We start from the raw sequence: 19,472 nt of genomic DNA on the forward strand, positions 1-19,472 counted from the left end.
CGACCCGACCGCGCCGTTGCGGCCGGGCGAGAGAGGGCTGGGGGTCCTGGGGGGATTCCCACCTCTCATTATGGACGCCCCGGACAACCCGCACTGCTGAATCCACCTCGAAGGCGAGCTTTAACGGCGAGTTCCGCCCGGGGTCCGTCCGGGTCCGTCCGGGGCCCTCAACCCCGCAGGTCCACCAGCAGCGGCGGCACCTGCTCCCCCGACACCGCCGTCAGCGACAGCACCGCGTGCCCGGCCGGCAGCGCGTGCGCCAGGTCCGAGGGGGACCACCGCAGCCGCTCCACCTCCCGCGTGGTCACCGACTCCGTCTGCGCGGTCGTCCCCGACAGCGCCTTGCGGCCCAGCCGCCCGGCCCGTCGCACGATCCCGCCCGAGGTGTCCGGCGCCAGCGTCACCGCCGTCTCCCGCACCAGGTGCGTGCCCCAGGCCTCCGAGAACAGCCGGCCGTCCCACGGCGCGATGCCCGGGAACGCCGCCCGGCAGCCCACCGCCCCGAACAGCGGCGCCCGCAGCGCCTCCGGCAGGTCCACCAGGGTGCGCAGCAGCAGCACCACCCCGGCGTTCGCCCCGCGCAGCCGCTGCAGCCCGCGCACGATCCCGGCGTCCAGGGCCGCCGAGGCGTCGTCCACCACCAGCCCGGCGAACAGCGACCGATCCCCCCGGGCCCCCGCGGCCTGCACGAACTGGCCCACCAGCAGCCGCGACAGCATCCGCGCCGCCTCCGGGTGACTGCGCTCCGGCAGCTTCACCCGCACCCGCAGCGGGTGGTCCAGCACCCGCATCGCGAACGGCGGCCGGCCCGTGCCGTCGGTCGCGAACACCCCCTCGAAGGCCGGCCGGTCCAGCAGCGCCAACCGGTCCGCGAGCAGCGCCCCCGGATCGTCCGCCCGGCCGCGCTGGCGCTCCCGGTGCTCCAGGTCCCGCTCGTACGAGCCCAGCAGGCCCGCCGCGCGCAACCCCTTCACCAGCGACTCCAGCGCCTCCGGCTCCCCGGCGAGCAGCGCGCGCAGCTCGCGCACCCCCGGGTAGCGGCCGAACGCGGCGTGGAACGGTCCCACCATCTGCTGCAGCGCCGTGCGCGCCGTCTCGGCGCGCGCCGTCAGCTCGTCCGGCAGCAGCGCCTCCGCCAGCCGGGCCGCCGCCTCGTCCGGGTCCTGCGCCGCGCCGTACAGGTCCAGCCCGTAGCGGGAGCCGGCGTGCCCCGGGGCGATCACCACGTCGTACCAGTCGTCCGGCCCCAGATCCGCCTCCGCCGACCCGATCACCACCGCGCACGCCGTCCCGGCCAGCGCCTGCAGGCAGAGCGCCTCCGCCACCGGGCGGGCCAGCCGCGCCGTCTTCCCCGTCCCGGCCGGGCCCACCGCCAGCAGCGAGGTGCCCAGCACCGCCGGGTCCAGCGCGAAGCCCGCCGCCCGGTGGGTCAACGGGTTCTTCGGCACGTCCTGTGCGGTACCGAGCCGCACCTGCGCCAGCAGCAGGTCGTGCCGCTCCGCCCGCCCCGGCAGCTCGCGCGCCTCCGACGGGTGCGCGAACGCGGCCGCACCGCGCAGCGACACCTGCTCGGCGAAGGCCGGCAGGAAGGCCCGGTCCGCCTGGGCCGACTCCCACGCCCGCTGGATCCGCACGTAGTCGACGTCCCCGACCGCCTCGCCGTCCAGCCGCCCGGCCGCGACCTCTGCCCCGCCCTGCCGCAGCACCGCCCACGGATCCCGCTGCCGCACCGTCTCCGCCCGCTCCTCCACGGACGCGGGCTCCTCCTCCGTCACCGTCCGCGACAGCAGCGGCACCGCATACCGCCGCCACACCTCCACCCACCGGCCCATCCGCCCGAAGACCTTGATGACCACGGCGAGCACGACGGCATTCACCGACAGTCCCACGACGGTGACCGCTGTGGAGGAGGGATGGTCCACCCATACCGTCAGAACGATCAGGTGTAGCGCTAGCTGTGTGCCGTAGACGAAGGCGAACCACCCCACCACGACGTTCAGACCAGCGCGGACGAGAAGGGGCCAGGTGGGCACCTTCGCCGCCTCCGCCCGGTCGGGGTCGAGCTGCCGGTAGCCCTCGCGGAAGACACCCGGGGCGGCCTCCGGCCGCGGGGCGGCGACCCAGGCGGCGAGGTCGAAGGCCGCGCCGGCCGGGGAGCGCGGGTGCGGCATCACGGTGGGCGGTGGACTGTGGGGGGTGGCCGTGGTCCGCTCGCTGTGGCTCCGTGCCCCGTCCAGTCCCATGTACGGCCCCGCTCCCTCGCCCGACGGCCCGACCGCCGTCGGTGCCGCCCATACCCATGCCGCCGCCCCGGCGACACGCCCGCGCTCAATGTAGTGGAGCGAAGGCGGCCGGTCGTGGCGCCGGCCGCGCTGGCCGCCCCGGACAAGTCGGACGGCCCAGTGCTACCGAGTGGCGCATGCCTGCCCGGAGAGCGCCCCCGTAGCCTGCGAACTACCGAGCCGAGAAGTCTGGAGAAACCCATGAGCGCCGCAACGCCGCTCCCGCAGGAGCGCCGCCTGGTCACCGCGATCCCCGGTCCGAAGTCGCAGGAGCTGCACGCCCGCAAGCTGGGTGCGGTGGCGGCCGGCGTCGGCACCACCCTGCCGGTGTACGTGTCCCGTGCCAACGGCGGTGTGCTGGAGGACGTGGACGGCAACTCGCTGATCGACTTCGGCTCCGGCATCGCCGTGACCAACGTCGGCAACAGCGCCGAGGCCGTGGTGGCGAAGACGACCGAGCAGCTGGCCGCCTTCACCCACACCTGCTTCATGGTGACCCCGTACGAGGGCTACGTCGCCGTCGCCGAGCAGCTGAACGAGCTGACCCCGGGCGACCACGAGAAGCGCACCGCGCTGTTCAACTCGGGCTCCGAGGCCGTCGAGAACGCGGTGAAGATCGCCCGCGCCTACACCAAGCGCCAGGCCGTCGTGGTGTTCGACCACGGCTACCACGGCCGTACGAACCTCACCCTGGCGCTGACGGCGAAGAACATGCCGTACAAGCAGGGCTTCGGTCCGTTCGCCCCCGAGGTCTACCGGGTGCCGGTCGCCTACCCGTACCGCTGGCTGACCGGTGCGGAGAACTGCGCCGCCGAGGCCGCCGCCCAGGCGATCGACACCATCAACAAGCAGATCGGCGCCGAGAACGTCGCCGCGATCATCATCGAGCCGATCCAGGGCGAGGGCGGCTTCATCGAGCCGGCCAAGGGCTTCCTGCCGGCGATCGTGGAGTTCGCGAAGGCGAACGGGATCGTGTTCGTCGCGGACGAGATCCAGACCGGCTTCTGCCGCACCGGCCAGTGGTTCGCGTGCGAGGACGAGGGCATCGTCCCGGACCTGATCACCACCGCCAAGGGCATCGCCGGCGGTCTGCCGCTGTCGGCGCTGACCGGCCGCGCCGAGATCATGGACGCCGCGCAGACCGGTGGCCTGGGCGGCACCTACGGTGGCAACCCGGTGGCCTGCGCCGCCGCGCTCGGCGCCATCGAGACCATGAAGGAGCAGGACCTCGTCGGCAAGGCGCAGCGGATCGGCGAGATCATGCTGGGCCGTCTGCGGGCGATGCAGGAGAAGTACGAGATCATCGGTGAGGTCCGCGGCCGCGGCGCGATGATCGCCGTCGAGCTGGTGAAGCCGGGCGGCAAGGAGCCGAACACCGAGGCCACCGCCGCCATCGCCAAGGCCTGCCACGCCGAGGGCCTGGTCGTGCTGACCGCCGGCACCTACGGCAACGTGCTGCGCTTCCTGCCGCCGCTGGTGATGCCGGAGCACCTGCTGAACGAGGGCCTGGACATTCTCGAGGGCGCGTTCGCCGCCCTCTGAGCCGGCCCGCGGCCGCGGTGGCGACCCGCGCCGCACCGAAGACCCGCCGGAGGGATGTCCGGACAGCGCTGAACGGCCCGTGGGGACCTCGTCCCCACGGGCCGTTCGGTTCGAACCCGGCGTGACGCCACCGGCGCGGACGGTGAAGATGGTGTGCGGAATCGCTGAAGCTCCACTACCCCGTACGGACCTTGACGTAGTGTCATCACAGATGGACAGCGAGCCCCAGCCATGGGCGGATCCGTCCGCGGCACCGTCCTCCGGGACGGCTCCGCGCGTGGGCCGCGAGGACAACCAGGCCGTCCCGCCAGGGGCGGCACACACCGAAAGCCGATCGACCGGCCGTCCGACCCACACCCCCCGGGGCGCACGGAACGGCGATCATCAGGGCCGCCCCGGAGCTCTCCCCCCTGCTCCGGGGCGGCTGCCTCGCGTTCTCGCCCATCCGGCGGTGCCGGTGGTCCTCGGGGTGGTCCTGGTGCTGGTGTCCTGGCAGGTCGCGGTGGACGGGCCGCTGCTGGGCCTGGACCGCTGGACCCGGCACACCGTCCGGGACGTGCGGCACACCCTGCACAGCACCCTGCTCAACCACCTCGGCAAGGCGTTCTCCGACCTGGGCGGGGGCTCGGTGGCGGTGCCGGTGCTGCTCCTCGGCGGGGCGGTGGCGGCCTGGCGGGAGTGGCGGGCGGGCTTCGCGCGCTGGTGGCTGCCGGTCCCGGTGGCGGTGCTGACCGCCGGGCTGATCCCGCTGCTGGTGGTGCTGGCGAAGGCGTGGTTCGCGCGGCCCGGCCCGTTCGGGCTGCCGCTGGCGGCGGACCAGTGGGGCTGGTACCCGTCCGGCCACACCGCGACCGCCACCCTCGGGTTCGGGGTGGCGGCGCTGCTGCTGGCCCGGGCGGCCGGGACCCGGGCGCGCCGGGGGCTCGGCGCCGGCGCGACGCTGCTGGCGGCGGGTGTCGGCCTCGGGCTGGTGTGGAGCGACTACCACTGGCTGCTGGACGTGGTGGCCAGCTGGTGCCTGGGCAGTCTGGTCCTGTGGACCCTCGCCCGGTGGCCGCTCACCGGCCGCCCGGGCAAGGGTCCGGGGAGCAGGTCCTAACCCTCGGCCGGGGCCTCGTCGTTGCGGTGAACGAGGCCGGGCTCGCCGTTGTCGCGCCGCCACTCGACGACCAGTTCGTCGCGGGCGCCGAAGCGGACCAGGTGGCGGCCGACGACGTCCTCCAGGCCGGGCAGGTTCTCGCGCTCGCCCTCGACCGTGAGCAGCAGGGCATCGGGGGCGGCTTCCAGGGTGGCGGTGCCGGCGCCGAAGACGAGGGTGCCGCGGCCGGTCTCCTCGGACCAGTCGGCCTGGATCTTCCGGCCCATGTGGGCGGCGAGCTGCTTGGCGTAGCGGGCGGAACGGTCGGTGGCGACGCGGGCTTCGGAGCGGGGCACGGGCCCTCCAGGGTCGGGGGAGGGGACTTAGGGTGCCCTCACTCACGACCTACGCTAACGCAGATGCTGAGCCTTGCTCAACATTTTTCCGAGCGCCCGCGGACCGGCCGATACCCTTGGTCGAACGCCTGCCGAGGAGAGCCGCCCATGACCACCACGCCGACCGACGACGGCGCGAGCTCCTCCCCCGCCGCGGACCCGGCGTCCGCCCCGGACACCGCCGCGGCCCCGGACACCGCCGCCGAGCTGGCCGACGCGATGACCCGGGCGATCAAGCGGATCCGCCGCCGCACCAGTGAGCGGCTGGAGCCCTACGGCATCACCCCCGGCCAGGGCCGCGCCCTGCGGGCCCTCGCGCACGCCCCCGGCTGCGAGCTCCCCGACCGGGCGATGCGGCTGAGCGACCTGGCCGACCGGCTGCACATCGCCCCGCGCTCGGCCACCACGGTGGTCGACGCCCTGGAGGAGGCCGGCCTGGTCGAGCGGGCCCCGGATCCGGCCGACCGCCGCGCCGTGCGGATCCTGTTGACGGCGGCCGGCCGGTCGGCGGTGGAGCGGATCGGCCAGGTCCGGCACGAGGTGGCCCAGGAGTACTTCGGCCCGGTCAGCCCCGCCGAGCAGGACGCGCTGCTGCGGGCGCTGCGGACCGCGGAGTCCGGGTACGCGGCGACGACCGCGCCCACCGCCGGGCCGCGCCGGACAGCGTCCCCGGGCGCAGCGCGGTGATCCCGATGCCGACGACCACCAGCACCGCGGCGCCGGCGGCGAGCGGGCCGACCGACTCGCCGAGCAGCAGCCACGCCGAGGACATCCCGAACACCGGCACCAGCAGCGAGTAGGGCGCGACGGCGGTGGCGTCGTAGCTCCGCAGCAGGTAGCTCCAGGCGACGAAGCCGAACAGGGTGGAGACCAGCCCGACGTAGCCGATCGCGCCGAGTCCGGCGAGGCCGATCCCGCGCAGCGCCCGCAGGTCGGCGCCCGGGCCCTCGACCAGCAGCGAGAGACCGAGCAGGGGCAGCGGCGGGACGGCGCTGACCCAGACCATCCAGCGCAGCGCGTCCGGCGGGGCGGCCTTGCGGGTCAGCACGTTGGACAGGCCCCAGGCGGCCGCGGCGAGGACGAGCAGGGCGAAGGCGCCGAGCGGTCCGCCGAGGCCGCGGTCGACGGCGCTCAGACCGATCCCGGCGAAGGCGACGGCCAGGCCGAGCAGCCGCTGGCCACCGGGCCGCTCGCCCAGCAGGACGCCGGCGAACAGCGCGGTGAAGACGGCCTGCCCCTGGAGCACCAGGGAGGAGAGGCCGGCCGGCATCCCGGCGTGCATGCCGAGGAAGAGCAGGCCGAACTTGACCACCCCGAGCACCACGCCGACCGCGAGCACCCACCGCAGGGCGACCTTCGGCGGGCCGACGAAGAAGACCGCCGGGACCGCGACCACGGCGAACCGCAGGGCGCAGAAGAGCAGCGGGGGGAAGTTCTCCAGGCCGATGTGGATGAGGACGAAGTTGAGACCCCAGACGGCGGCCACCAGGACGGCCAGGGCGATGTGACGCGGACTCATGCCGCCGCCCGGGGCGGCCTGCGGGGATGTGCTCATGGGACGAGGATGGCCGCCGGGCACCGTGTAGCACCAGCGATGAATACTGAAGGCCACGCTTTAGCATTGCTGCATGATGGATCTGGGGCGCCTGCGGGCGCTGCACGCGGTGGCGGTGCACGGCTCGGTCGGCGGGGCGGCCGCGGCGCTCGGCTTCACGCCGTCCGCCGTCTCCCAGCAGATCGCCAAGCTGGAGCGGGAGACCAGGACGGTGCTGCTGGAGCGCCAGGGCCGCGGGGTGGTGCTGACCGACGCGGCGCGCGAACTGGCCGCCACCGCGCAGGCGGTGCTGGGTCTGGTGGAGCGGGCCGAGGTGCGGCTGGAGGAGCAGCGCGGCCAGGCGGTCGGACGGCTGCGGTTGGCCGCTTTCGCGACCGGCGCGCGCGGGCTGATGCCGGGCGTGCTGGCCGACCTGCGCGAGCGCTGCCCGGCCCTGGACGTGCGGCTGCTGGAGAGCGACCCGTACCCGGCGGCCGAGCTGGTGGCACGCGGGGACGTCGACCTGGCGCTCGTCCAGGACTGGCCGACGGTGCCGCTGCCGGTCCAGGACGACCTGTCCCGGATGGAGCTCGGCGAGGACCCGTTGGACCTGCTGCTGCCCGTCGGCCACCCGCTGGCCGGGCTCGCCACGGTGCCGGAGGAGCGGCTGCGCGGGCAGCGGTGGACCAGTGTGCCGCCGGGCAACATCTGCCACGACTGGCTGGTCCGGACGCTGCGCGAAGCCGGCGAGGAGCCGGACGTGCACTACCAGGTCGGCGAGTTCGAGACGCAGATCGCGCTGATCGCGGCGGGGCTGGGCGTCGGACTCGTGCCCCGGCTGGGGCGCGCCGCGCTGCCGCCGGGGGTGGTCGCCCGGCCGGTGGTGCCGGAGCCGGCCCGGCGGGTGTTCGCGCTCTGGCGCTCCCAGGCCTCACGGCGTCCGGCGATCACCGAGGCGCTGGCCGCGATGCGGGCCCGGTGGGACGCCCTGCAGGCCCAGGGCCGGTGCTCATGGGCCTCGCCGCGGTCAGCCGGCGAGGCCGATCACCAGCCACATGAAGCCCACCCCGCCGAGGGTGCAGAGCAGTGTGGTCCGTGAGGGGTGCGGGCTGTGCGCCTCGGGCAGGATGTCGGAGGTCGCCAGGTAGAGCAGGAACCCGGCGAAGAAGCCCAGGTAGAGGCCGAGCAGGTGCTCGGGGATGGTGAACAGCAGGGTGATCGCGGCACCGGTGACCGGCGCCAGCGCGTCCGCCGCGAGCAGGGTCAGCGCCCGCCGCCTGTTGTTCCCGTAGAGCCGGGTGATCGTGTAGGTGTTGAAGCCGTCGGCGAAGTCGTGCGCGACCACGGCGATCGCCACCACCGTCCCGACCGTCGTCCCGGCCTGGAAGGCCGCGCCGATCGCGAAGCCGTCCATGACGCTGTGCCCGACCAGGGCGAAGGCCGCGGTCAGGCCGATGCCCTGGCGCCCGTCGACGCCGGCCCGGGCGCGGCCGTGGGCATGCCCGTGGGCGTGGCCGTCGACCTGCGCGGGCCGCTGGCCGTGGGTGTGCTCGGCGTACTCCCCCTCGTGGCCGCGGTGGATGGCCACCGCCCGCTCGACGATGTGGATGGCCAGGAAGCCGGCCGCGAACATCAGCAGCGCCTGCGGCACGCCGTGGACCTCCTCGGGCGCCTGGTGCAGCGCCTCCGGGAGGAGGTCGAAGGCGACCACTCCGAGCATCAGCCCGGCGGCGAAGCCGAGCACCAGGTGGCGGCGGTCGCCGGTGCGCTGCGCGACCCAGCCGCCGATCAGCGTCATCAGGAAGGCCCCCGCGGCGACCAGGACCGCGGTCACCGCGCCTCCACCCTGACGGGCCGTCCGTCCACTCGTCTCCCCCGTGTTCCGCCGTCCCCGGGCCGGCCGTCGACCGTGGCCGGACGGCCGTGTCCCCCAGCGTCGTGCAGCCCGCGCGGCGGCGCCCGCCGGACGGTCCGTCGGGGTGAGCCGACCGTACGCCGACCGACCCGCGCCGACCGCCGACCGGCTCAGCGCCCGGCGGCGAGCGGCAGACCGAGCTGGGTGCGCGCCAGCTCGCGCACACCGTCCCCGTCCACCAGGTGGATGTGGCGGTGCCCGTCCTCGCCGGTGAGGTCCAGCGCCCCGTCGGTGAAGTGGCCGGTGGTCAGCCGCAGGCCGCGCTCGGCCGACTCCTCGCGGACCGCGTCCGCCAGCGTGCGGATCTCCTCCTCCCCCACCGGCCCGGCGCTCCGCGAGGCCCAGACCACCCAGCGGCCGGGCAGCGCGCTGCCGGTCGGTCCCTCGCCGGTGGCGACCAGCCCGGCCGGGCCGCGCAGCCGCACGCTCCACTGGCCGAGCCCGCCCCTGGTGAGCAGCTCCCGGACCAGCTGGGCGAACTCGTTCGCCGACAGGTCGGGCGCGGCCGGGACGGTGGCCGCGGCCTGCGCGGCCGGCTCCACGCCCACCCACCTGTACGGGTCGGGGCTGACGGCGGCGCCGAGCTGGCGCAGCCGGACCAGGGCCTCGTCCTGCTCGGCGTCGGCGTAGACGCCCTCGCCGTCGGGCTCGTCCTCGGGGTCGGCGGGCGGCAGCAGCCTGGTGCGGGCCAGCGCGTCGCGGTCCGCGTCCACGCTGACCAGGCAGAGCGGCTCGGCCCCGCCGGGCTCGCGCAGCCAGCCGTTGAGGACGACCCCGGCGAGGATCTCGTCGGTGTCGACGGCGTCGGCGGCCTGCAGGGCGCGCAGGGCGAGCCGGGCGACCAGCCGCAGGTAGTCGGCGGCCCGGTCGGCCGGCGGGCGCGGCACCGGGAGGGCCTCACCGTCCGGGCCGAGCCGGTAGCCGGTCAGCGAGGGCACCACGTCGAGGGCCGGCAGGTCCAGGTCGAGCACGGCGGTGCGGGTCAGCGGCCGGTAGACGGCGCGGCAGGGGGCCGGAAGGTCCTGGGTGTGGGTCTCGGCGGCGGCGAGGGCGCGCTCCAGCAGCGACTCGACGGCGGCCGGCTCGGCCTGCCGGTAGGCGCGGCGGCACTCCTCCAGAGAGTCGTTGTACTCGCGCACCGCCCGCGCCCGGGCCTGTTCGGCCTCGTCGTGGGCGCGCCGGTACTCGTCGGCCACCGGGTCGACGGCCTCGGCCTGCCGGGTGCGCCACTCGCGCAGGGCGCGCTGGTGGTCGAGCCGGGCCTGCGCCAGCCCGCGCTGGTAGCCGGAGTCGAGCAGTCGGCGGGACGGGGCCTCGTCGGGGTCGGCGGCGGGCGGCTCGGCGGGCGCGAAGTCCTCCCAGCGCGGCTCCGGGTCCGCACCGGCCTCCGCGGCCGGACCGTCGGCCGCGTAGGGGCGCGGCTCGTAGCGGCGCAGCTGGCTCTCGAAGTCCATGGCCGAAACGGGCAGCGCGGCCCGCCGGAGCAGGTCGGTCAGCCGCTCCTGCTCGGCCTGGACGGTGAGCGTGCGGTGGTGGGTAAGCGCGGCGGCCCGGGCGTGGGCGGCGACGGCCTCGTCACCGCCCGCGCCCGTCGGCCCGTCGGACGACGGGCCGGCCGGGGCACCGGGGGGACGGCCCGACGGGCCGTCGTCCTCCGGCTCCACCCCGAGGTCACGGAAGACCGAGGCCAGGAAGCCCGGCTGGGGGGCCGTGACAGCACCGTCGGACTGGCCGTCTGCTGAGTACTGCATCGGTGGTCGTTCCCCCATGCTCGTCCGGCGCCTGCCCGGGGCGGTCGGCAGCCCGTCGGCCACCCCGAGGCCCGCCCCCTCCCGGACATTGTCCACCGAACGGGCGCACCGGTCAGCCAAGCCTCTCAGTTGGTCCGGGTGTTGGTCAGGTGCAGTCCGATGTAGCCGACATAGATCCGGCCACTGCCCGAACAGTCGTCGAGGTAGTGCAACCGGGGCGCGGTACGGCCGCCGCCGATCCGCAGGTGCGCGCCCATGAACGCGCGCCTGGACGCGTCCACGCACTCCGGGACCGGGAGCATCCGCTCGCGTTTCCACTTGGCGTGGCTGTGCACCGTCCTGGACTCGCCGCGCACCGCCTTGCGGGGCGGGAAGCGGTGGCAGCCGGCCGGGGTCCGCTCGCACCACTGCTTGAAGTCGCCGCCCGCCTGGCCGCGCACGGCCGCCTCGGCGTACTCCTGGAGCGCGGTGAGGCCGTCCCAGGTGAGCCGGGCCCAGCCACCACCGTCGCAGCGCAGTTCGTCGAGGGCGAGCGCGGCCTTCTGGTCGCCGGTGAAGGTGAGCAGCGGGAACTCGCCGAGCCGGGCCATCAGTTCGGTGAAGCTGAGCGGGACGCCGCCGCGGGCGCCGGGTGGTCCGGCGCGCCGCCGGCCGGACCGGCGGGCGGGCCCGGTCGGCGCGGTGGGGGCACCCGCACCGCCCGTCGTGGCGCAGAGCCGGCCGACCGACACGCACCCCTGGCCGGGCCCGGCCGCCCGCCCGGTGACCGCTCCGCCCGGCAGGACCTTGGGCTTCGGCCGCTCGTGGTGGCGCTCCCGACGGCCCTCGTGCCGACCGGGGTGGGCGATCCGCTCGCGCTCCTCCCGCCCGTGGGCGGCTACCGGGGCCCCGGGTCCGGGTGGTGTGCGGTCCGGTTCCGCGGCGGGCCGGGGCACCCGCAGGACCGGCACGGACGCCAGCACCGGCGGCAGCGGCCGTTCGGCGGCGAGCCGGCGCGGCTCGCGGGCGAGCAGGGCGGCCGCGCGCCGCGGCTCCTCCTCGATCCGGTTGCGCGCCAGCACCGGGTGCCGGCGGCCGTCCCGCCGCGAGGCCGGGTCGACCTCGGGCAGGTAGGTGCGCACCGCGCCGCCGTAGACGGCGTGGTACTCCAGCGCGACGTTGAACCTGGTCCGGGCGTCCGCGTCGAGCACGTAGAGGCCGGCGAGGCCCGGCAGCTGGTCGCAGAGCGGAGCGACCACGTCCGCGAGCCACGGTCCGGTGCCGAGACCGGCCGGCACGCTGGCCACCACGGTGGGCATCCGGCGGTCCGGGTCGCACAGTTCGTCGACGAGCCGGTCGACCCCGGCGGCGGTGAGCACCCGGGGCACGGCCGACAGCGCGGCCGGGCCGTCGGCTGCGTCCAGCAGGGGCAGCAGGGTGCGGACCACCTCGGGCACCGGCACCCGGCCCGGTGCGCGCAGACCACCGGCGGCGGTGTGCGCCGCGGCCTCCAGCCGGAGCCAGGTCGGGCCGACGGGCCCGGTGGCCACGGTGACGGTGAGCCGGTCGGCGCCGTGCGGCGCGGGGGTGCGCACCCGGCGGCGGTCGTAGCGGCCGCCGGGCCACGGGCCGTCGAGCGGGCCGCCGTCACGGTCCAGCAGGACGCGCTCGCCGAGCCGGAACCGTTCGGCGGGGGACGCGTCCGTGCGGGGGGTCGGGGCGGGTTGTTCGGGGGGCGGGGGTTCCTCGCACCATTCCTGCTTCAACCAGGCGGCGAGGCACTGGTCGGCCAGGGCGAGGGCGTCGACGTGCGGGAGGGCGGTGGTGACGGTCATCCGGTAGGGCGTCGCGGGGTTGCCGAGGCCGGGCGGGCCGGCGTGGACGGGCGACGACGAGGAGCGTTCCCAGGTCATGCACATACCTCCGGGTTCGGTGGTGGGGTCCCGTGTCCTCCATCGATGGGTCTTTGGTCCGGTTCGCCGGACCTGTGCCCAGGAAACGCCATGGCCCGGAGCGGAAGTTCCAACTCCGGGCCACGTCACTACATTCGGGTGAATCTGCTCAAGCCGAACAGCGCGGCCGACGAGGATCTGCTGGAGCGGCGGCCGGTCGCGGCGAGAGCTGTGAGCGCGTCAGCCGGCGCTCTGCCCGGCGCCGCTGCGGCTCCACGCGGGCACTGGCACGGACACCGCGAGCGGGCGGCCCGCCGGCGCCTCGTAGCGGGCGACCAGGACCACCGGCACGGTCCCGCGGTTGTGGCCGACGTGGATGTGCACCGGCCCGGCGTGCTCGACCAGACAGTCCCCGGCACGGCTGACCTCCACCCGGCCGTCGTGCAGGGTCCGGGTGAGCGTGCCGGCGAGCACCACGACGTCGACCCGGCCCGGGTGGTAGTGCCAGCCGGTGCTGTCCCCCGGGTCCAGGGTGATCGTCCGGACGACGGGCATCACGGTCTTCGGCTCCCTGGTCGGCGGAATCCGACCAGGCTAGGCAGGGCGTCGCGCACCCGGGACCGGGCGGCCGGAAAGCGGCCGAAAAGCTGTCCGGAACCGCGTACCGGCCCGGCACCGAGCGTTCGGGCCGTCCGGCTCGCCCCCCTTCGGACCGTCCGGCTCAGACCGTCCGGCTCAGACCGGCACCTCGACGTACGTCCGGCCCGCCGCCACCGCGACCGCCGTCCCACCGGTCGCCTCGGCCAGCCAGGTGTGGAACGCCGCGACCTCCGGCTCCGGCACCCCGACCTCGATCCGCACCCCGGCCGCCCCGTAGGCCAGGTCGCTCACCGTGAACCCGGCCGCCCGCAGATCGTTCTCCACCCGCCCGGCCCGGGTGTGGTCCGCCGTCACGGCGAGCAGCGCGACCGGCCGCCGCTCCAGCAGCCCGACCTCGTCCAGCGCCTCCGACACCGCGCTCCCGTACGCGCGCACCAGGCCACCCGCGCCCAGCTTGATCCCGCCGAAGTACCGGGTCACCACCGCCACCGTGTCGGTGACGCCGCGCCGGCGCAGCACCTCCAGCATCGGCACGCCCGCCGTCCCGCCGGGCTCGCCGTCGTCGCTGGACCGCTCGCGGCGCTGGTCGTCGCCGACCACGAAGGCGGTGCAGTTGTGCCGGGCGTCCCAGTACTGCTTGCGGATGCCGGCGATGAACGCCTGGGCCTCCTCCTCGTCGGCGACCCGGGCGAGGTGGCAGAGGAACCGGGACTTCTTGATCTCCAGCTCGTGCGTGCCCGCGCTCCGGATGGTCAGGTACGGCCTGGGGGTCGGCTCCGGTGTGGCGGGCATGGCGCGGCGGTTCTCCCGGACGACGACGAGGGGGCGGGCGGTGCGGCCCGCGCCGGACGGCAGTTCGCCCGGGGACCGCTCCGCCAGCCTAACCCCCGGCCGCGCCGACCGGTCGGGTCCCGTCCGGCGGCTCCGGCGGCGGCCCCGGCGGCGGTCTCGGTACCCGCCTCGGTGCCGGTCGCTCAGCGGCGGCCCGCGAGCGCCTCCAGCCCCGCGCGGTCCAGGCCGGTCGCTCCGCCGACCTCGGCGAGGTCCACCGCCCCGCAGTCCAGCCCGCGCAGCAGGTACCCGCCGAGCGCCCGGACCGTCGCCGGCTCGTCCATGACGTCCCCGCCGGCCCCCGCCAGGTACGCCGACAGCCGGGCGGCGGCCGGGCCGAGACCCTCCCGGTAGAAGGAGTGGACCGCGGCGTACCGGGCCGGCAGGTGCGCCGGGTGCAGGTCCCAGCCCTGGTAGTAGGCCCGGGAGAGCGAGCGGCGGACGAGGTCGTGGTGGAGCTTCCAGGCGGCGTGCACCTGGGCGGTGCTCCCGGCCGGGACCACGTTGGTGGAGCCGTCGGACAGCCGGACCCCGGTCCCGGCGGCGGCCACCTGCATCACCGCCTTGGCGTGGTCGGCGACCGGGTGGTCCAGGCTCTGGTGGGCGGCGGCGACCCCGCACGCGGCGCTGTAGTCGAAGGTGCCGTAGTGCAGGCCGGCGACCCGCCCCTCGGCCGCCCCGATCATCCGGGCCACGGTGGCCCGCCCGTCCGGACCCAGCACCGCCTGGGTGGTCTCGATCTGGATCTCGAAGCGGAGCCGGCCGACCGGCAGCCCGGCGGCGCGCTCGAAGTCCGCCAGCAGCCCGGCCAGGGCGCTGACCTGCTCGGCGTAGGTCACCTTGGGCAGGGTCAGCACCAGCCCCCCGGGCAGTCCGCCGCGGGCCAGCAGGGTGGTGAGGAAGAGCTCCAGGGTGCGGATGCCCCGTTCCCGGACGGCCGCCTCCAGACATTTGATCCGGATACCGACGCAGGACGGGGCGACGCCGTCGGCGACCGCGGCGGCGACCAGCACGGCGGCGCGGACGGCGTCCGCGTCCTCCTCGGCGTCGGGCCTCGGGCCGTAACCGTCCTCGAAGTCGATCCGCAGGTCCTCGACCGGCTCGCGTTCCAGCTTGGCTCGCACCCTGCGGTGCACCTCGGCGAGCAACGCGTCGGCCGGCACCCCGAGCGCACGGGCCAGCTCGGCCGGGGTCCCGGCATGGGTGTCCAAGGCCTCCAACGCCCGCCGGCCCCAGCTGCGCACGGTGTCGGCGGCGAAGGCGTCGGCCGGCACGTAGACGGTGTGGACCGGCTGGCGGCCGCCCGGATCGCCCGGGTAGCGACGCGCGAGCTCGGCGTCGACCGGTGCCAGCAGCGCGTCCACGGCGGCCCGGGCGGCGGCGGAGAACCCCGCCGGACCTGTCTCCCCGGTACCGCCCGTCCCGACCCGCGGCATCCGTCACTCCTCACGCGGGCATCCGCACGGACCCGCGCCCGGCCAACGCCTCAACGGATTGTTGATGCGAAGGTAGGTGGGCCGCCCCCGGGCGTCAACGGCCCGGGCACACAACGGACCAACGGACTGGCGGGCTGCGGACGGGTCAGTCCCGCCCGGAAGCGGCGTACCGGCCGCGCAGCTCCGGAAGGAGCACCTCGATGTCCTTCGGGTGGACCGAACCGTCGGCACGGCTGCCGGTCACGTCGTAGTTCTCGGTCAGCCAGGCGGCCAGCCGCTGCGGATCCGGCTCGTGCCCGAAGGTCTCCAGGTAGCTCACCAGCGCATCGAACACCTGCTCGGGATCCAACCGGTGCGAGCCCGGACGCGGCGCGGGACCGAACGGCCGCTGCGGGCGCTCCACGGCCTCCGGCACTTCCTGGACGGCCTCGGGCTCGGCGTACTCCCCTTCCGCGAACCCGGCCTCCGGCGGGAAGCCCGGCTCGTCCGCGTAGTCGGCGTACGGTTCGGCAGGAGCACCGTGGTCGGCCGCGCCCGGCTGCCGCGGGTCCTCCGGCTGCTCGCCGGGCCCGGTCGGCCGCGGCGCCTTGAACCACGGCGAGACCTGACCGGGCACCCGGCCGCCCGGCGCCCCGTCGCTCGGGTGGCCGGTGGTCCGCACGGCGCGCTCGGTCCAGACGTTCAGCTCCTCCTGCGGCTGCGACGGGAGCTGCGACTCCTCGCCCGCCGGCTCCTGCGCGTCACGCAGCCGCACGGCGGCCAGCCTGGCGAGCACCTCGGCGGGCGCCGGCTCGGCCTGGGCCTGCGGTTGCTGCTGCGGCTGGGGCCCTGCCTGCGGAGCGGTCTGCGGACCGGGCCGCACCTGCTGCGGCGGAGCGGTCGGAGCCTCACCCGGAACCGGCGCCCGGCCGCCGCCCTGCGGCCGGCTCGGCGCCGCGGCCGGCTCCGCCTGCCCGGCCGGTACCAGGGCCGCCGCACGGCTCTCCGCCGGAACCCGGGCCTCCTGGGCGGCCGACGCCTCCGCGCGGGCCGTGGCCTCGATCTCGCGGGCCTCCTTCGCCTCGCGCGCCGCCTGCGTCTCCTCGTCCATCCGCTCGAACACCGCCGGGTCCAGCGGCACCCCGTACTTGGCCAGCTTGAGTGGCAGCAGCGCCTGGATCGGCGCCGAGCGGCGCCAGCCCCGCCCGTACCGGAACCGCAGCTGCGCCCGGTAGACCAGCCGGTTCTGCTCCAGCCGTACGACCTCGTCGTACGAACGCAGCTCCCACAGCTTCATCCGCCGCCACAGCCGGAAGGTCGGCACCGGGGACAGCACCCAGCGCATCATCCGGACCGACTCCATGTGCCGGTCCGCCGTGATCGCCGCGATCCGCCCGACCGCGTGCCGCGAGGCCTCGACCACCACGACGAACAGCAGCGGGATGACGGCGTGCATGCCCATCCCGAGTGGGTCGCCCCAGGAGGCCGCGGCGTTGAAGGCGATCGTCGCGACGGTCAGCAGCCAGGCGGTCTGCCGCAGCAGCGGGAAGGGTATGCGCAGCCAGGTCAGCACCAGGTCCAGCGCGAGCAGCACCACGATGCCCGCGTCCACACCGATCGGGAAGGCGTAGGAGAAGGCGCCGAAGCCCTTCTCCTCGGCCAGTTCCTTGACCGCGCTGTACGAGCCGGCGAAGCCGATACCCGAGATGACACAGGCCCCGGCCGCGACCAGGCCGAGCAGGCCCCGGTGGGCCTTGGTGAGCGATGGGCGTGCCATTACGTCTATCAACCCCTGGATGTCGGCTGAGGCCGTACGCTGCCCCGGCTGCCGGTTCCCGCGTGTCGGGGCGCCGGACGGCTGAGGCACCTCCGGGCTCGGCCCACCGGAGTTTACTCGTACACCTGTCTCAGCGTTCTCGCAGCCCGGACCGTCACTCCCGGCGGAACGGGTGGCCGGTCAGACCACCCGTCCCGCCGTTCCGTTGAGGTACGCGAGCACCGCCATCACCCGGCGGTTGGCGTCCTCCGCCGGGGCCAGTTCGAGCTTGGTGAAGATGTTGGCGATGTGCTTGGCCACCGCCCCGTCGCTCACCGTCAGCCGGGCGGCGATCGCCGAGTTCGAGCAGCCCTCCGCCATCAGCTCCAGCACCTCCCGCTCGCGGGGCGACAACCGCTGCAACGGCCCAGGACGGCGGGCCGTGGTCTGCATCAGCTTGGCGATGACGTCCGGGTCCATCGCGGTTCCGCCGGCCGCCACCCGGCGGACCGCGTCGATGAACTGGTCCGCGGCGAACACCCGGTCCTTCAGCAGGTAGCCGATCCCGCCCGTGCCGTCGGCCAGCAACTCCCGCGCGTAGAGCTGCTGGACGTGCTGCGACAGCACCAGCACCGGAAGCCCGGGAATCTCCCGACGTGCCTTGAGGGCCGCCTGCAGACCCTCGTCGGTCAGCGTCGGTGGCAGCCGGACGTCGACCACCGCGACGTCCGGACGGTGCGTCAGCAGTGCGTCCAGCAGTTCGGGACCAGTCTCGACCGCTGCGGCGATCGTGAAGCCGTGCGCTTCCAGCAGGCGGATCAGACCTTCTCGAAGGAGGTAGAGGTCCTCGGCGAGGACAACTCGCACGGCAGCTCCAAGGTGATGGTGGTCGGACCGCCCGACGTGCTGTCGATGGCGAGGACACCGTCGAAGGTACCCAATCGGCGTTCGATCCCGCGCAGCCCCGTCCCCCGGGTGGGATCCGCCACCCCGACCCCGTCGTCCGTCACCGTGACCCGGAGCCGGCCGGCCCGGTAGAGGATGTCCACCCAGACCTGCTCGGCGCCCGAGTGCTTGGCCGCGTTCGCCAGCAGCTCGCAGATGCTGAAGTAGGCCGTCGCCTCCACCGGCGCCGGCGGCCGGTCCGGCAGGCTCACGCACACCTCGGTCGGCAGCGCGCTGTCCAGCGCCAGCGCCCGCACCGCGTCGCCCAGGCCGCGCTCGGCCAGAACCGGCGGGTGGATGCCGCGGACGAGGTCACGCAGCTCCTGGAGCGCCCGCGCCGAGGACTGCCGGGCCTCCGAGAGCAACTCACGCGCCGCCGCCGGATCCGTCTCCATGAGGTGCTCGATCGTGCCCAGCGTCATCCCGATCGCGACCAGCCGCGCCTGCGCGCCGTCGTGCAGGTCCCGTTCGATCCGCCGCAGCTCCGCCGCCTGACTGCCGACCGCATCGGCGCGGGTCTCCGTCAGTTCGGCCACCCGACGGGTCAGCTGGGCGTGGGTGGCCCGGCCGTCCTGGTCGAGCACCCGCCGGCCCGCCTCCGCGTACAGGCGCACCGCGTTCGGCGCGAGCAGCAGGCCCAGGGCGATCAGCGCGAACCCCAGCAGGATCGAGCCCAGCAGCGTCGCCGCGCCCGTGGAGGACGGACCGTAGGACTTGTAGCTCACCGCCCCCACGACCAGGCTCACCACCCCACCTGCCAGCAGACCCGCCACCACCACCCCGAGCGCGAGCACCAGCGGCGGACTGACCACCAGCCAGAGCATCTCGGACCGGGTCGCCCGGTCCCGCACCGCCCAGTGCAGCAGCTGCGCGAGCCGGGCGACGCTGTGGGAGCGGTGGTAGGAGTAGCCCGTCCACCAGTGACCGCGCGCGTCCGTCTCCAGGGCCGGCCGCGGACTGTACGAGACCGGCAGCCGTATCCCGTACCAGTCCCCGAGCTGCGCCCGGGTCCGTCGCGCCGAGGCCCGTACGAACACCCCGGCCGACGCCAGCCCCGCGACCGCGGCGGCGACCAGCGCGAACAATGCCGCCGGATAGTAGGCGTCGAGCATCCACGCGACGGTGGCGCCGGCGAACACCGTGCAGAAGGCCGGCACCACCACGGTCGGGACCATGACCAGCACCAACAGCGCCAGCCGGGTCAGCCCGAGCCCGCCCGCCGCGAGCGCCGCCTCGGTCCGCACGCGCACGCCGGCGCCCCCGCTGATCCGACTCTCCGTCGCTGCCACGAGCACTCCCGCTTGCCGATGCCGCTGATGATGCCGATGCCGAAGACCGGCTCCGATCGTCCTGACCCAGTTTTCCCCCGCACCCGGACGGACGCACTGGCCGTCCCACCCGACTTCAGGGTGGTGTTAGGTCCACCCCCGGCCCCGGCGCCCGCCGCGGACGCGGAGCCGCAGAAATGCGAAAAGCCCCTGCCGGTATCCCCGGCAGGGGCTTCTCAGAAGAATTGTTCGGCGGCGTCCTACTCTCCCACAGGGTCCCCCCTGCAGT

The 19,472-nt window shown here is 75.3% G+C and carries 15 protein-coding genes and 1 pseudogene; 4 read left to right on the forward strand and 12 right to left on the reverse strand.

The window, feature by feature from the left end; translation table 11 throughout:
* Positions 1–167: 167 nt before the first annotated feature.
* Positions 168–2,171 carry an ATP-binding protein gene (locus tag ACFU9E_RS34490; protein WP_380715649.1) on the reverse strand — a complete coding sequence of 668 codons (2,004 nt, stop codon included), beginning with the start codon at positions 2,169–2,171 and terminating at the stop codon, positions 168–170.
* A gap of 312 nt (positions 2,172–2,483) precedes the next feature.
* Here ACFU9E_RS34490 and gabT point away from each other — a divergent pair, with 312 nt between their 5' ends.
* Both gabT and ACFU9E_RS34500 read left to right on the forward strand, forming a co-directional pair.
* The gene (gene gabT, locus ACFU9E_RS34495; RefSeq protein WP_355372169.1) at positions 2,484–3,824 is read left to right on the forward strand and encodes a 4-aminobutyrate--2-oxoglutarate transaminase; all 1,341 of its coding nucleotides are present in this window, start codon (positions 2,484–2,486) and stop codon (positions 3,822–3,824) included.
* Between the two features lie 451 nt (positions 3,825–4,275).
* On the forward strand, positions 4,276–4,923 hold the full coding sequence (locus tag ACFU9E_RS34500; RefSeq protein WP_380683811.1) for a phosphatase PAP2 family protein: 648 nt from the start codon (positions 4,276–4,278) through the stop codon (positions 4,921–4,923).
* Here ACFU9E_RS34500 and ACFU9E_RS34505 read toward each other — a convergent pair.
* Complete coding sequence (locus ACFU9E_RS34505; protein ID WP_355372174.1) at positions 4,920–5,258, reverse strand: DUF2218 domain-containing protein; 339 nt, start codon at positions 5,256–5,258, stop codon at positions 4,920–4,922. The genes ACFU9E_RS34500 and ACFU9E_RS34505 overlap by 4 nt on opposite strands.
* A 258-nt stretch (positions 5,259–5,516) precedes the next feature.
* On the opposite strand from ACFU9E_RS34505, the pseudogene ACFU9E_RS34510 reads away from it, so the two are divergent.
* Positions 5,517–5,759, forward strand: a pseudogene (locus tag ACFU9E_RS34510) (MarR family winged helix-turn-helix transcriptional regulator); the annotation flags it as partial.
* Between the two features lie 103 nt (positions 5,760–5,862).
* On the opposite strand, the gene ACFU9E_RS34515 reads toward ACFU9E_RS34510, so the two are convergent.
* Positions 5,863–6,816: an EamA family transporter gene (locus ACFU9E_RS34515; RefSeq protein WP_380683814.1), complete on the reverse strand. Its 954-nt coding sequence runs from the start codon at positions 6,814–6,816 to the stop codon at positions 5,863–5,865.
* 109 nt (positions 6,817–6,925) lie between these two features.
* Here ACFU9E_RS34515 and ACFU9E_RS34520 point away from each other — a divergent pair, with 109 nt between their 5' ends.
* Complete coding sequence (locus ACFU9E_RS34520; protein ID WP_380683810.1) at positions 6,926–7,930, forward strand: LysR family transcriptional regulator; 1,005 nt, start codon at positions 6,926–6,928, stop codon at positions 7,928–7,930.
* Here the strand turns inward: ACFU9E_RS34520 and ACFU9E_RS34525 are convergent.
* From ACFU9E_RS34525 to ACFU9E_RS34565, 9 genes are all read right to left on the reverse strand, one after another.
* A complete protein-coding gene (locus tag ACFU9E_RS34525; protein ID WP_380683813.1) occupies positions 7,859–8,629 on the reverse strand; it encodes a ZIP family metal transporter in 771 nt (256 codons plus the stop codon). The genes ACFU9E_RS34520 and ACFU9E_RS34525 overlap by 72 nt on opposite strands.
* Before the next feature lie 227 nt (positions 8,630–8,856).
* Positions 8,857–10,497: a restriction endonuclease gene (locus ACFU9E_RS34530; RefSeq protein ID WP_380683808.1), complete on the reverse strand. Its 1,641-nt coding sequence runs from the start codon at positions 10,495–10,497 to the stop codon at positions 8,857–8,859.
* Positions 10,498–10,622: 125 nt separating this feature from the next.
* Positions 10,623–12,389, reverse strand: a complete 1,767-nt coding sequence (locus tag ACFU9E_RS34535) for a hypothetical protein (RefSeq protein ID WP_380683807.1) — start codon at positions 12,387–12,389, stop codon at positions 10,623–10,625.
* A 219-nt stretch (positions 12,390–12,608) separates the two neighbouring features.
* Positions 12,609–12,923, reverse strand: coding sequence for a cupin domain-containing protein (locus ACFU9E_RS34540; protein ID WP_380683812.1), 315 nt, complete (start codon positions 12,921–12,923; stop codon positions 12,609–12,611).
* A 180-nt stretch (positions 12,924–13,103) separates the two neighbouring features.
* Positions 13,104–13,760, reverse strand: a complete 657-nt coding sequence (locus tag ACFU9E_RS34545; RefSeq protein WP_380683806.1) for a YigZ family protein — start codon at positions 13,758–13,760, stop codon at positions 13,104–13,106.
* A 182-nt stretch (positions 13,761–13,942) separates the two neighbouring features.
* Positions 13,943–15,235, reverse strand: a complete 1,293-nt coding sequence (locus ACFU9E_RS34550) for a DUF6986 family protein (RefSeq protein ID WP_380683804.1) — start codon at positions 15,233–15,235, stop codon at positions 13,943–13,945.
* Between the two features lie 145 nt (positions 15,236–15,380).
* Complete coding sequence (locus ACFU9E_RS34555; RefSeq protein WP_380683803.1) at positions 15,381–16,991, reverse strand: DUF2637 domain-containing protein; 1,611 nt, start codon at positions 16,989–16,991, stop codon at positions 15,381–15,383.
* A gap of 180 nt (positions 16,992–17,171) precedes the next feature.
* Entirely contained in the window at positions 17,172–17,837 is a 666-nt protein-coding gene (locus tag ACFU9E_RS34560) for a LuxR C-terminal-related transcriptional regulator (protein WP_380683801.1), read from the reverse strand.
* Positions 17,789–19,204, reverse strand: coding sequence for a sensor histidine kinase (locus tag ACFU9E_RS34565; protein ID WP_380683800.1), 1,416 nt, complete (start codon positions 19,202–19,204; stop codon positions 17,789–17,791). Before ACFU9E_RS34565 ends, ACFU9E_RS34560 begins: the two co-directional genes overlap by 49 nt.
* Positions 19,205–19,472: the final 268 nt, after the last annotated feature.

Origin of the sequence: Kitasatospora sp. NPDC057595 (assembly GCF_042800875.1) — a bacterium.
GTDB lineage: Bacteria > Actinomycetota > Actinomycetes > Streptomycetales > Streptomycetaceae > Kitasatospora.